At 70.1% G+C, this 12728-nt stretch carries 11 protein-coding genes and 1 pseudogene; 9 read left to right on the forward strand and 3 right to left on the reverse strand.

What is annotated here, in order from left to right:
- Positions 1–268: 268 nt before the first annotated feature.
- The 3 genes from DSM100685_RS02735 to DSM100685_RS02745 all read right to left on the reverse strand — a co-directional run bounded on the left by DSM100685_RS02735 (position 269) and on the right by DSM100685_RS02745 (position 4397).
- Positions 269–958, reverse strand: coding sequence for a hypothetical protein (locus DSM100685_RS02735; RefSeq protein ID WP_240811875.1), 690 nt, complete (start codon positions 956–958; stop codon positions 269–271).
- Positions 948–1997, reverse strand: coding sequence for an NUDIX hydrolase (locus DSM100685_RS02740; RefSeq protein WP_152349825.1), 1050 nt, complete (start codon positions 1995–1997; stop codon positions 948–950). Before DSM100685_RS02740 ends, DSM100685_RS02735 begins: the two co-directional genes overlap by 11 nt.
- 165 nt (positions 1998–2162) lie before the next feature.
- Entirely contained in the window at positions 2163–4397 is a 2235-nt protein-coding gene (locus DSM100685_RS02745) for an RNA degradosome polyphosphate kinase (protein WP_152349826.1), read from the reverse strand.
- A gap of 964 nt (positions 4398–5361) precedes the next feature.
- On the opposite strand from DSM100685_RS02745, the gene DSM100685_RS02750 reads away from it, so the two are divergent.
- From DSM100685_RS02750 to dnaX, 9 genes and pseudogenes are all read left to right on the forward strand, one after another.
- Positions 5362–6381, forward strand: coding sequence for a CpaE-like family protein (locus tag DSM100685_RS02750; protein ID WP_152349827.1), 1020 nt, complete (start codon positions 5362–5364; stop codon positions 6379–6381).
- A 10-nt stretch (positions 6382–6391) separates the two neighbouring features.
- The gene (locus tag DSM100685_RS02755) at positions 6392–7483 is read left to right on the forward strand and encodes a TadA family conjugal transfer-associated ATPase (protein WP_152349901.1); all 1092 of its coding nucleotides are present in this window, start codon (positions 6392–6394) and stop codon (positions 7481–7483) included.
- 9 nt (positions 7484–7492) lie between these two features.
- Positions 7493–8155 carry a type II secretion system F family protein gene (locus DSM100685_RS02760; protein ID WP_152349828.1) on the forward strand — a complete coding sequence of 221 codons (663 nt, stop codon included), beginning with the start codon at positions 7493–7495 and terminating at the stop codon, positions 8153–8155.
- A gap of 26 nt (positions 8156–8181) precedes the next feature.
- Positions 8182–8721, forward strand: a complete 540-nt coding sequence (locus tag DSM100685_RS02765) for a type II secretion system F family protein (RefSeq protein WP_152349829.1) — start codon at positions 8182–8184, stop codon at positions 8719–8721.
- A gap of 381 nt (positions 8722–9102) precedes the next feature.
- Positions 9103–9333 carry a DUF4244 domain-containing protein gene (locus DSM100685_RS02770; protein ID WP_239512602.1) on the forward strand — a complete coding sequence of 77 codons (231 nt, stop codon included), beginning with the start codon at positions 9103–9105 and terminating at the stop codon, positions 9331–9333.
- Positions 9333–9680, forward strand: a complete 348-nt coding sequence (locus tag DSM100685_RS02775; protein WP_152349831.1) for a TadE/TadG family type IV pilus assembly protein — start codon at positions 9333–9335, stop codon at positions 9678–9680. The genes DSM100685_RS02770 and DSM100685_RS02775 overlap by 1 nt, the downstream gene beginning before the upstream one ends.
- A 5-nt stretch (positions 9681–9685) precedes the next feature.
- Positions 9686–10057 carry an Rv3654c family TadE-like protein gene (locus DSM100685_RS02780; RefSeq protein ID WP_152349832.1) on the forward strand — a complete coding sequence of 124 codons (372 nt, stop codon included), beginning with the start codon at positions 9686–9688 and terminating at the stop codon, positions 10055–10057.
- Positions 10058–10084: 27 nt separating this feature from the next.
- Positions 10085–11203 carry a diacylglycerol/lipid kinase family protein gene (locus tag DSM100685_RS02785; RefSeq protein WP_152349833.1) on the forward strand — a complete coding sequence of 373 codons (1119 nt, stop codon included), beginning with the start codon at positions 10085–10087 and terminating at the stop codon, positions 11201–11203.
- An 82-nt stretch (positions 11204–11285) separates the two neighbouring features.
- A pseudogene (dnaX, locus tag DSM100685_RS11180) lies at positions 11286–12390 on the forward strand (DNA polymerase III subunit gamma/tau); the annotation flags it as partial.
- Positions 12391–12728 lie beyond the last annotated feature (338 nt).

The raw sequence follows: 12728 nt of genomic DNA on the forward strand, positions 1-12728 counted from the left end.
TGAAAGCGCCTGTCGGCGCAAAGGCCGCTCGCAGCGGCAAAAAATGGAGCCCGGGGCTTAAGCACGGCCCGACGCGCCCTCTTACTGTACTTGATCGCCGCCCGCGACACGAATCGGCGGGTCAGATGCGATTTCTGACCGGACCTCTCAGGTAACAGGCCGAGACGACGCTCGCAAAACGGCTTGATTGCAATGCCGTCCAATGCGAAAATCACGTTCCTTGCCGGCGTGTTAGGTCAGAAATCGAATCGGCGGGACCGAACGAGGGTTATTCGAGCTTGTCGCGGCGCCACAGCGCGGCCCCGTGGCGGAAATCGGCGGCGGTCTGGCGCAGCGAGGCGGCGTGGTGCAGCATGCGCGCGATCGCGGCCCGCTGCACGTGTCCCTCGGTGCTGGCGACGGTGCTCGAGTCGGCGCCAGCGGGGGAGCTGGCACCCTCCGACAGTCGGGCGTTGCGGCGCTTGGCCTCCGTGGCGAGCCCCGCGACCATCACGTCGCAGAACGCGCCCGCCCGCTCCAGCGCCACCGCGAAGTCGCCCATGAACGCGCCGGACAGAATCGAGTCGGCGGTGCGGGCGATGTCGTCCTCGGTCGGCGCCTGATCCACGCCCGCGATGGCGCTCGCCGCGGTGGCGACCGGCTCGCCCACGCGCCACAGCCGCGAAATCGACTCGCGGTCGCGCGTCATCCACGTGCGCAGCATGTACAGGCGCCACAGGATGCCCGGCAGCGAGTCGGGCTCGGCGTGGCTCCACAGCTCCGCCACCAGGTCCACGCCTTCCACGTCCACGAGCGTGAGCACGCGGCTCACCACCTGCGGGTCCTCGGTGTGGTGCACGCGGTCCAGCAGCGACGCCGCCGTGGTGTGCGCCAGATCGCTGAGCCGCTCCGGGTCCACGCCGCCCGGCGCGAAGCTGGAGCCGGCGGAATGAACGGAACCTGAGGAGCTAATAGACAATCGGCGTCACTTTCTGAATGTCGATGATGATCGGCCCGTTCGGCCCGTCCACGACGCTGAACATGATCGCGGTGCCGGTGGGCATGTAGGGCGTCGAGGGGATGAGCCGTTTGGCCAGTGCCTTCGTGGCACACATTGTACGCAGATGACCGAAAATGCCGCCGATCACCGGCCGGTGCATGCAGATCGCCGTGTTCCGTCCGGTCTCGAGCGCCCCGGTGATCTGGCTCAGGAAGCACGCCCACGCGGCGTCGGGGTCGGCGGCGAACGCGTCCTCGGTGAGCGGATCGGCGGTCTCCAGCGGCATGCCGGACTGCCAGGAGAGGATCTTCAGCGTCTCCCGGCAGCGCCGCCACGGCGAGGTAACCAGACGCTGCGGGTCGTAGCAGGCGAGCTCGCGGCTCAGCGAGTAGGCCGCCGCCGCGCCCCTCGGGGTGATCGGACGCTCGGCGTCGGTGCCGGTCCACGTCTTGCGGGCCTCCGCCTTCGCGTGTCGCACCAGCAGCACCGTGCGCGCGGCCGTGGCGCCGGACTTCACGCGCGCCACGAACAGGTCGAGGATGTCGCGGTCGAGCGGGTGGGACAGCACGTGCCGGGCGCGGGCGGCGGACAGCCACACCACGTTGTCGATCTCCTCGCGGTCCGCGAGCTGGATGGGGCCGAACGCGGTGCGCAGGCGCTGCTTGGAGTCGGCGCCCAGCGGGGTGGCCATCCAGTAGCGCACGTGCTTGGTGTCCACGCCCTTGGCCTTGCTGCGCTTGGTGTTGCGACCCTCGTCCAGCAGCGGGTACTCCACGTCGCCCAGATAGGCGCCCAGCGCCACGTTCACGCCGGTCTCCTCGCCGATCTCGCGCACGGCGGCGTGGCGTGACGTCTCGTTCGGGTTGAGCTTGCCCTTGGGCCAGGTCCAGTCGTCGTAGCGAGGGCGGTGCACCACGCACACCTCGATCGCGTCCAGCGCCTCCTCAGGCGTGTCGTGGGTCTGATCGTTGCGCCAACGGTAGAGTATGCCGCCGGCCGCCTCCACGACCAATGCCATCGTTCCATCCCCTTTCGATACGTATTTCTTCGGCGGACAACGTTGTTTTTACGTTCCGCGCGCAAGTACGCGAAAGGCCGATGCCCCTTGCGGGGTATCGGCCTCAGGCTGATACATCGATTGTACTCCGCAACCGATGCGGGGACGCACGTGGCGCCGGGCGCGTCAGTGGTTGCGGCGCCCGCGCATGTGCTTGCGGATCAGGTACTCCTGGCAGTCCACCAGCGGGTGGCCCTCGTCGTCCTTGGAATGGCGCACGTAGGTGCCGTCCGGCTGCATGTGCCACGAGCTCGTGGTGTCCGCCATCTGCAGGTCCACGTACTTGATGAGCTCGTCCACCTGCTCCGGGGCGCTCACGCGCACCAGCGCCTCCACACGGCGGTCGAGGTTGCGGTGCATGAGGTCGGCGGAACCGATCCACACCTCCGGGCCGGAGACCGGACCCTCGCCGATCTGCGGGCCGTTGGAGTTGCAGAACGCGTAGATGCGGGCGTGCTCCAGGAAGCGGCCGAGGATCGAACGCACGCGGATGTTCTCCGAAAGGCCCGGAACGCCGGGCTTCAGCGCGCAGATGCCGCGCTCCACGATGTCGATCTTCACGCCGGCCTGGCTGGCGCGGTACAGGGCGTCGATGGTCTTCTCGTCAACGATCGAGTTGACCTTGATCTTGATCCACGCCTCCTTGCCGGCCTTCGCGGCCTCCTCCTCGCGGCGGATGCGCGCGATGAGGCCCGTGCGGATGGTACGCGGGGCGACCAGCAGACGGTGGAAGCTCGACTTCGGGGCGTAGCCGGACAGCTGGTTGAACAGGCGGGTCAGATCTTGGCCGACGACCGGGTCGCAGGTGAGCAGGCCCAGATCGGTGTACAGGCGGGCGGTCTTCGGGTTGTAGTTGCCCGTGCCCACGTGGCAGTAGCGGCGCAGGCCGTCGGGCTCCTGACGGACCACCTCGATGAGCTTGCAGTGGGTCTTGAGGCCCACGATGCCGTAGACCACGTGCACGCCGGCGCGCTCGAGCTTGCGGGCCCACGCGATGTTGGCGTCCTCGTCGAAGCGCGCCTTGATCTCCACCAGGGCCAGCACCTGCTTGCCGGCGTGGGCGGCGTCGATGAGCGCGTCCACGATCGGGGAGTTGGAGCTGGTGCGGTACAGGGTCTGCTTGATGGCGAGTACGTTCGGGTCGGCCGCGGCCTGCGCGAGGAACGCCTGCACGGACGTGGAGAACGAGTCGTAGGGGTGGTGCAGCAGGATGTCGCGCTCGCGGATGGCGGCGAAGATGTCCTGCGCGCGGCTCGACTCGACTTCGGCGATCTGCCGGTTCGTGGTCGGGATGAACGGGCGGTTCTTGAGGTCCGGACGGTCGATGCCGCCGAGCTCGAAGAGCACGGTGAAGTCCAGCGGCGCGGGCAGGCGGTACACCTCGTCGGCGGTGACGCCGAGCTGGTCGGCGAGCAGCTGGGAGAGGAACGGGCTCGTGCTGTCGGAGATCTCGAGGCGGATCGGCGGTCCGAAGCGGCGGCGCAGCAGCTCCTTCTCCATGGCGTTGAGCAGGTTCTCGGCGTCGTCCTCCTCCACGTCGATGTCCTCGTTGCGGGTGACGCGGAAGGAACGGGCCTCCTTGATGATCATGCCCGGGAACAGCGACTCGAGGTGCGCGATGATGAGGTTCTCCATGGTGATGAAGCCATAGCGCTCCTCGCGGCTCTCCTCGTCGGTCAGATCGTCCACAGGCACCAGGCGGTTGAGGTTGCCCGGGATCTTGACGCGCGCGAAGTGGGATTTGCCGGAGGCGGGGTTCTCCACGATCACGGCGAGGTTGAGCGAGTTGCCGGAGATGTACGGGAACGGGTGGGCCGGGTCCACGGCGAGCGGCGTGAGGACCGGGAAGACCTGCTGGCGGTAGTAGCGCGACAGGCGCTCCTGCTCCGGGCCGGTGAGCTTGTCCCAGCTCAGCAGGACCACGCGCTCCTTGGCGAGGTCCGGCAGGATGTGGTTGATGACGTAGTTGGCGTGCTCGTCCTGCAGACGGTGGGCCTGCTCGCTGATGGCGCGCAGCTCCTGGCGCGGGCTCAGGCCGGCGGCGGACGGCACGGCGATGCCGGTGTCGATGCGGCGCTTCAGTCCGGCGACGCGGACCATGAAGAACTCATCGAGGTTGGAGGCGAAGATCGCGGCGAAGTTCGCGCGCTCCAGCGTCGGCAGGGTCTCGTCCTCGGCGAGTTCGAGCACGCGCTTGTTGAACAGCAGCCAGCTCAGCTCGCGGTCGAAGAAGCGGTTGTCGGGCAACGGCTGCTCGGAGGCGTCCGACTCACGCTTGTCGGTTTTGTCAGTCTCGGCGATGTGCTCCGCGATCTGGGATCGCAGGATCGCCTTGGAGGGTGCATCGAATATTTGGGCCATGCATCTTACTTTAGAGGTTCGGGGCCGTGACACGGCAGACGGCCGGCAGAATTCAACAGCAATTAACTTACCGCTGCGTGAAGGGCACCGGGCGGCGCGGCCTGCGGACGGCTTCGAGGGCGGGGTTGCGAGGGTGCGGGGCTGCGGAGTTGAGGGAGTCGCGGGCAAAATGAAAAGGGCTCCCGGATAGGGGAGCCCTTTTCGCAAGAACCCTTTTCATGAGCAGAATCTCTGCACAACATCCTCGTTGTAACGGTAAGTCTATCCAATACCCGCTCAACGGAACAGTCCTCGTGACCATAACCTTTGTGGGTCTGCTCTGTGAAGTTGTCCTTGTACTTGGTACATTATTCGCGTCCTCGCGGGGACGCAAGTCGGGGTCGCCTGCCGCTTGTTGGTGTGCGATCGGCGTGCGGTTGTGCGGTTGTTGGTTGAATGGTGGCGCAATGGTGTGCGAATCAACCGTTTGACGCCGGATTTGTTGTGCGATTGTGCGTTTTTGGGCGGTTGGGCGCGCATTCGCGGCGGCGTGTCGCCTTGGGCGGGTTGTGCGTTCGCACAGCGAGGTGGGCGGTAAGGCGATGGCCGGTCCACGGCGGCTTCAAGCCGGTTCCGCGGCGCGCTGGCGGCGCGGGGACGCCGTGCCGTCCGTTCCGTCCGCGCCGGCTGCTGCGATGACCGCAATGGCCGCATGCGCGGAACGTCGGTTTCACGTCGGTCCTGCGGGGTGCATACCGGGCCCATGGTGCCCGTGCATGAGGGGAGGAATGCCGGTTCCGCGGCGGACGGGCCTCGCCCCGAGCCGCTCTTGCGAAAGTCTCCGCCGCCACATTCGCGCACATCGCCCATGTGGTGCGCGGATGTGGACGCCGACACGCCGCAAAACGGCCGACCGGGGGCCACGTCCGCGCACAGTGGCCCGTCCGGCTTGCCATGCGCGGTCCGCCCGGTATTCGATCGGCATATGACTATGATCACGACCAGCCCCATGAATCCGAGGCCCCTGCCCACGCCCAAGCCGCCGCCCCGCTACTATGCGGACGCCGCGGAGCCGTCATCCGCGCCGCCGTCCATGCGGGTTCCCCGGCGATCGGCCGATGGCTGGCCGGACCGCGCGCCGTCGCCGGACACCGGGCCCGACGCCGCGGACGCCGCCGCGCGCAACGCCATCGTCTGCGTGTGCGCCAGCGGGGGAGCCGGGCTGAGCGTCTGCGCCGCCATGCTCGCCCTCACGTTGGCGGGCCGGGGCCTCACCTGCGCGCTGGTGGACATGGACCTCGCGCGGGGCGGGCTGGACGTGCTGCTGGGACTCGAACGCGAACAGGGCATGCGCATGGGCGACGTGGAGGCGCCGCTGGGGCGGATCGAGGGCGAGGCGCTGGCTCAGGAGCTGCCGCAATGGGAGGGCGTGCGCGTGCTCGGCGCCGACCCGTGGAACGGCGGGCCCGCCCAATGGTGGGAGGCGCAGGCCGCCCTCACGGCCCTTGCGCAGGTGCACGACGCGGTGGTGGTCGACGGCGGCGACGGCGCCTGCATCGGCGAAATCCCGTCGCTCGGACGTTCCCCGGCGCTGATCGTCGTGGAACTGTCGGTGCCGGGGCTGGCCCGGGCACGATCCCTGAGCCGACGGCTGACGCGGCTGCGCGACGAACGGGCTCCCGAACCATGGCTGCTGGGGGTCTATCCGCGCGGCGTGCCGCGTCGCAGGGCCGGCGTCGACGCCGATCAGGCCGCTGCGTATCTTGGCGCGCCCCTTGCGGGAGCCCTTGAACCGAAGCCGTCCCTGACCGCCGATCTGCTGGGCGGACTGGGCATCCGCGCGGTGCCGCGCGCGTACCGCGCTGTCTACGGGACGCTGGCCGGCAACGTGGAAACGGCGCTCGGCCGGGCCGGCGGGCGACGCGATGGACGGGGAGGTGCGCGGCGATCAGGCCGGCGCGCCAGACACGGCGGCATGACGGGGAACGACCGTGGAACGGAGTGACGGCGGGCGGCTGCACTTCGGCCCGCTCGCCGAACTGGCCGACGACCCGCGCGTCACCGACGTGGCGGTCACCTGCGACGGCGCCGTCTGGGCGGACCGCGGCGACGGCATGCGCGAGCAGCGGATCGCCATGCCGCTGCGCGACCCGCAGGTGATGCGCGAATATGCGGTCCAGCTGTGCTCGCAACTGGGCCGCCGGCTGGACGACGCCTGCCCCATCGCGGACGCCTCCACCGCGGACGGCATGCGCGTGCACGCGGTCATCGCCCCGCTGGTGCCGCAGGGCGCCGCCATCTCCATCCGATTCCCCGATCGCGTGGGCGCGGACCTGAGCCGTCTCGCCGCGCAGGGCATGATGCCCGCCGCATGGATGTCCGCCTTGCGCCGGCTCGTGGCCGCGCGGGCCAGCATGCTCATCACCGGCGGCACCGGCACCGGCAAGACCACGCTGCTCAAGGCCCTGCTGGCCGAATGCGCGCAGACCGAGCGCATCATCACCGTCGAGGAGGTGCGCGAGCTGGGCGGCTTCAACCACCGCAACCACGTGTCGCTCGTCACGCGCGAGGCGAACGTGGAGGGCGCGGGCGCGATCGGCCTGCCGCAGCTCGTCAAGGCCACGCTGCGCATGCGCCCGGACCGCGTGGTGCTGGGCGAATGCCGCGGCGAGGAGATCGCCGACCTGCTGCGCGCCTTCAACTCCGGCCATCACGGCGGCATGGCCACGCTTCACGCGGACAGCGTGGCCCGCGTGCCGTCCCGCTTGGCCGCGCTGGGCCTGCTCGCCGGGCTGGAGCCGGGCACGCTGGCCCTGTTCGCGGAGGGCGCGTTCGACGTGCTGCTGCACTTGGAGCGCACCCGCGCGGGCCGCCGACTGGTGTGCATCGGCGCGCTGGGCGTGGACGCCGGCGGCGGGCTGGTCGGCCGGCCGCTCGCCTCATGGGACGGCTCGCACGCGCCCGTCTGTCATCCGCAGTGGCGGAATTTCGCCGCCCGGTGGGGATTGTCGGGTTCACAGCCGCCCGCACGAACCGTGTCTCCGGCCGCGTCTCCGGCCATGCCGTCCGCCGTGCCCATGCCGCCCGCCCGCGTCCCCACGAGGTAGGTGATCGCCATGCCGCCGTCCGATGCATCTTTCGTCGCAATATTCGCCTTTCTGGCCGTCGCGCTGTGGCCCAGTGCCCGGGACTGCGCCGCCGGTCGTCTGGCGTCGCTCGCCAAGCACGGTGTGCGCCGCCTTCCCGCCATCGGCATCGCGCAGACGATCGCCGCGATGAGCGCCGCCGTTCGCAATGGCGCCACGGTTGCGCGGGCCTTCGAGGAGCAGGCCGGACGCCGGTTCGCCACCACGCGCGTCACCGAGGCAAGGGCCGTCGAGGCGCTGTCCCGCCGTGCGGACGGGCGTGAAAGCAAGGAGCGGGTGCGCGCGGTGGCCGGCCAGTTGCGGGCGGCCTGCACATTGAGCGAACGATTGGGCTGCGAGGCCTCGCGGTGTCTGGAGGCGGTCGGCGCGTCCTACCGCCGCGAACGGCTCGCTGACGACCGCCGCCGCGAGGCGAAGGCCGGGCCCGAAGCCACGGTCCGGCTGCTCACCGGACTGCCGATCCTGACCGTGATGCTGGGCGAGGCCATCGGCGCGCATCCGGTGCAGTGGCTGCTCGGCTCGCCTGTGGGATGGGGGTGTCTGGCGTTCGGACTGATGCTGTACGCGGCCGGCATGGTTTGGATGCGCCGGCTGCTGGGCTCGATGGAGCCGGCGAAGCGAGGCCGCGGATGATCGGCGGTGCGTTTGGCGGTGCGCTGATGGCGGCGAGCGCGGCGCTCGCCGGCTGCGCGGTGCGTCTGTGGCAGTGGCGGGACGACCGGACGCCCGGCGACGCCGGCGGCGACGATGCCGCCGAACCGTCCGTCTCGCTGATATTGGAAATGCTGGCTGTGGCCATCCGTCAGGGCGCGTCGATCCCCCGCGCGCTGGATGCCGTGGGCGGGGCGTGGGGAGGCCCGTGCGGATCGCTGATGATCCACGTGGCCGATGTGCTCCACCGCGGTTCCGGATGGCGGAGCGCATGGGCCGTGGCCTGCGCCGACCCGCGGTTCGGCGCTCTCATGACGGTGCTCGAGGACACGCTGGAACCCGCATGGCGCCACGGCAGCTCGCCCCTGCCGCGCATCGAGGCCGCCGTGGAGCAGCGGGACCGCGACGAACGCCGGATCATCGAGGAGGCGGCCGCGCGCATGGGCGTGCGCATGCTCGTGCCCATGGGCCTGTGCTTCCTGCCGTCGTTCATCGTCATCGGGGTCGTCCCCGCCATCGCGTCCTTCGGCGCGGGGCTGTTCGGCTAGCGCGGGGCTGTTCGGCTGGCGCGCATGCAGCCGGCCGGCGCGTTTTCGACTCGTATGGGTGGGTTCCGTCGTCCCGTTTGATCCGTCGGCCTGTCCCTCCGGTCCATCGGTTTGCCGGTTCGGACCATTGCCTTCCGTCTTGTCGTCCGCCGGCTGCTTGCCGGCACGTTTCATGCGCCGCCCATCCATCCCGCGACACGCCGAAAACCCAACCGGGGGGCACGTCCGCGCACATGGCCCGAAAACCATTTTGTTCAAGCCCCGAACCAGGCACAGTGGCGGGTGACTCCGATCAACCGACCGGAATCGGGACCCAAGAAAGGAAAGATCATGTCCCTTGCCACCATGACCCCGACCACCACCCTCGAATCCCTGCAGCCCATGACGCCGCTGCAGCGCGCGTACGGCGGCGTGCAGCGCGCCGTGTGCACGCTGGACGCGCGTCTGAAGACCGTCACCGCGGAACCCGAGAAGGGCGCCGCCACCGCCGAGTACGCCGTGGTGCTCGTGGCGGCCACCGCGTTCGCCGGCGTGCTGCTCGCGCTGATCAAGTCCGGCACGGTCAAGTCGCTGCTGACCAAGATCATCCAGACCGCGCTCAACGTCGGCTGATGATCCGCAACCGCTGCGACCGCGGATCGGCCACCGCCGAATTCGCGGTCGTGCTGCCGGCGGTGATGGCGATGGTCATGCTGCTGCTCGGGCTGACCCGCGCCATCACCGTCTCGCTCGACTGTCAGGAGGCCGCGCGCGCCATCGCCCGCTCGACGGTCGCCGCGCAGTCCGTGGAGGACTACGGCTCCGTCGCGCACGCGATCGCCGGCGAATCCGACGTGACGGTGCATGAGCTGCCCGACCGGTGGGAGGTCCGCGTCGCCTGCCCGCTCATGCCGGGGCCGCTGGGCGTCCTGCCGCTGCGCGTGGAGGGCGAGGCGATCGGATTCAAACAGGGGGTGTGAACGGTATGAACGCACGATCGAAGACGTGGGCGGCCGCCGCCGACCGCGGTTCCATGACCGTCGCGGGCGCCGCGCTGGTCATGCTGGCGGCCGTGCTGCTGTGCACCGTCGCCGCCGTGGGCCGGCTCATGCTCTGCCAGTCGCGTGCAGGCACGGCGTCGGAATCCGCGGCGCTCGCCGTCGCCCGGGCCTACGACGACGGCCGCGCGAATCCCTGCGCGGTGGCCGGAGACGCGGTGCGGGCCCATGGGGCGCGGCTGGTCTCCTGCACGGTCGGCGATGGCGACGCCGCGGTGGTCGCCGCCGTGGACACCGGCCTGCCCGTGATGCCCGCCGTCGCCTATGAATCCCGGGCCGGTCCGGAACTTTGCGGATAGCGCGGCCGCTGCGTTATCTTGAACCGTATGAGTCAAGAGCAGCACGGAACCGTGGCGGTGATCGGCAACCCCACGTCGGACAAGGGGCGTGGCGCCAAAATCGACGCGAAGGTGATCGCACTGCTGGAAGCAGCGGGCGCGCGGCACGGGTTCGGCGTGATCGACCTGACCGGTACGAGCTTCGACGATTCGCTGGCGCGCGCCCGCGCCGAAACCGACCGCTACGGCTATCTGGTCGTGGTGGGCGGCGACGGCATGATCGCGCTCGGCGCCAACGCGGTGGGCAACAGCGGCAAGCCGCTCGGCATCGTGGCCATCGGCTCCGGCAACGACTTCGCGCGTGGGCTCAGGCTACCCATCGACCGCGTGGACGTGGCCGTGGATGGCATCGTCGGAGCGATCGTGCGCGGCTCGCACCTCGACGTGGACATGGGCCATGTGGTCTCCCTGCCCGGTGGCCGGGCCGTGGAACCCAGCACCGGCGCGGAGATCGACGGAGCCGCGGGCGAAGCTCCCATCGACCGCTACTACGCCGGCATGCTGTCCTGCGGGCTCGACTCCAGCATCAACGACCGCGCCAACCATTCGCATATGCCCAACGGCACCCTGCGCTACCTGTCCGCCGTGCTGGTGGAGCTCACCCGCCTGCGCAGCTACGGCTACCATGTGCGCGTCACGCCCGTGGACGGCGAAGTGGAGGAGATGGACATCGTCACGCCGCTGCTCACCGTGGCCAATTCGCGGCACATCGGCGGCGGCCTGCAGGTCTCCCCGTACTCGCTGTTCGCGGACGGCCAGCTGGACCTCATCTGGCTCAACCACATGCCCAGCCTGCCCGAATGCGCCGAGGCGGTGTCCAAGGCGTACGGCGACCGGCTGCTGAGCTGCCGGGTGTTCGGCTGGCGGCGCATCCGCGAGATCGAGATCACGCGGGCCGGGGAGGGCGACGAGCCTCCGGTGTTCATGGCGGACGGCGAATACGTGGGCCACCTGCCGGTCAGGGTGACCGCGTGCGACCGGGCGCTGCGCGTGCTCGTGCCGCCGGCCGTGGCGGCCGAGGAGGCGAGGCGCACGGACCGCGACGTGGAGGCGATGCTGCGGCGCGACGGACGCGACCCGGCGACCGGGGCGTTCACGGAGCGGTGAAGCCGTCCGCGCGACGCGCCCGATAGCCGGGTGACGGTAGGTTAGAGATGGCATTTTGCGAGTAGGAACCACGGGAGGACACATGGCGTTGGCGCTGTATCGCCGGTATAGGCCGGACACCTTCGAAGGGGTGATCGGGCAGGATCAGGTCACCGTGCCGCTCATGCGCGCCCTGGACGAGAACAAGCTCACGCACGCCTATCTGTTCTCCGGCCCCCGCGGCTGCGGCAAAACCAGCTCCGCGCGCATTCTGGCCCGCTGCGTCAACTGCGCGAAGGGCCCCACCTCGCACCCGTGCGGCGAGTGCGAAAGCTGCCGCGACCTCGCCACCGGCGGCCCCGGGTCGATCGACGTGGTGGAGATCGACGCGGCCAGCCACAACGGCGTTGACGACGCCCGCGAGCTGCGCGACCGCGTGGCCGCCATGCCCGCGCGCGACCGCTACAAGATCTTCATCCTCGACGAGGCCCACATGGTCACGCCGCAGGGCTTCAACGCGCTGCTCAAAACCGTCGAGGAGCCGCCGGACCATGTGATGTTCATCTTCGCCACCACCGAGCCGGACAAGGTGATCGGCACCATCCGCTCGCGCACCCACCACTACCCGTTCCGTCTGGTCCCGCCCGAGGTCATGGGCCCCTATTTGGAGGACATCTGCGCCAAGGAGGGCATCAAGCCGGAGCCGGGCGTGCTGCGGCTGGCGATGCGCGCCGGCGGCGGGTCCGTGCGAGACACGCTTTCGGTGCTGGACCAGCTCATGGTCGGCTCCGTGGACGGCGTGATCAGCCAGGACAGCGCGGTGGCGCTGCTGGGCTTCACGCCGGACGCGCTCATCGGCGAGGCCATCGACGCGGTGATCGGGCATGACGGCGAGGCGCTCTACGGCGTGGTGCAGAAGGTCGTGGTCGGCGGGTTCGACCCGCGCCGGTTCGTGGAGGATCTGCTCTCCCGCGTGCGCGATCTGCTCGTGCTCACGCTCGGCGGGCCCAAGGCCGAATCCGTGTTGAGCGACGACGCGGCCGCCGAGGATCTGGACGAGCTCAAGCGGCAGGCGCAGGCGCTCGGTCTGGGACAGCTGACCGCCATGGCCGAGACCATCAACACCGCGCTGGGCTCGATGTCCGGGGCGACGTCGCCGCGCATGCGGCTGGAACTGCTCGCCGCGCGACTGCTCGCCGGGCCGGCCGTGGGCGTCGGAGGCGGGGCGCCCGTCGTCGGGGCCGGTTCCGGTGCGGGCTCATCTGCGCAGTTGCAGGCGGGGAGTGTGGCGTCCTCCGAGGCGGGGGAGCGCGTCGGGTTCGCCGGCTCGTCAAGGCGGCAGCAGCGCGGGGGATTCGCGGGATCGGCGCGCGCCCAGGCTGCGCGGCAGGCGGAACCGAGCGCGCAGGCGGGGCGGCAGGCGGGGCAGACTGCCGAGTCCGGGCAGCGTGTGCAGTCCGATCAGTCCGCGCAGCCCGACCGGCCCATGCAATCTCAGCCGGAGCGGCATGGACAGCCCCAACCCACGCAACCCGTGCAGTCCGTT

The organism is Bifidobacterium avesanii, assembly GCF_009299475.1.
Lineage (GTDB): Bacteria > Actinomycetota > Actinomycetes > Actinomycetales > Bifidobacteriaceae > Bifidobacterium > Bifidobacterium avesanii.

What these genes read in the sequence shown, in the direction of transcription:
- DSM100685_RS02740 (WP_152349825.1), bottom strand. Translation starts at nt 1,997, where the DNA reads ATGGCATTGGTCGTGGAGGCGGCCGGCGGCATACTCTACCGTTGGCGC.
- DSM100685_RS02770 (WP_239512602.1), top strand. Translation starts at nt 9,103, where the DNA reads ATGACGCCGCTGCAGCGCGCGTACGGCGGCGTGCAGCGCGCCGTGTGC.
- DSM100685_RS02780 (WP_152349832.1), top strand. Translation starts at nt 9,686, where the DNA reads ATGAACGCACGATCGAAGACGTGGGCGGCCGCCGCCGACCGCGGTTCC.
- DSM100685_RS02765 (WP_152349829.1), top strand. Translation starts at nt 8,182, where the DNA reads ATGGCGGCGAGCGCGGCGCTCGCCGGCTGCGCGGTGCGTCTGTGGCAG.
- DSM100685_RS02775 (WP_152349831.1), top strand. Translation starts at nt 9,333, where the DNA reads ATGATCCGCAACCGCTGCGACCGCGGATCGGCCACCGCCGAATTCGCG.
- DSM100685_RS02750 (WP_152349827.1), top strand. Translation starts at nt 5,362, where the DNA reads ATGACTATGATCACGACCAGCCCCATGAATCCGAGGCCCCTGCCCACG.
- DSM100685_RS02745 (WP_152349826.1), bottom strand. Translation starts at nt 4,397, where the DNA reads ATGGCCCAAATATTCGATGCACCCTCCAAGGCGATCCTGCGATCCCAG.
- DSM100685_RS02760 (WP_152349828.1), top strand. Translation starts at nt 7,493, where the DNA reads ATGCCGCCGTCCGATGCATCTTTCGTCGCAATATTCGCCTTTCTGGCC.
- DSM100685_RS02785 (WP_152349833.1), top strand. Translation starts at nt 10,085, where the DNA reads ATGAGTCAAGAGCAGCACGGAACCGTGGCGGTGATCGGCAACCCCACG.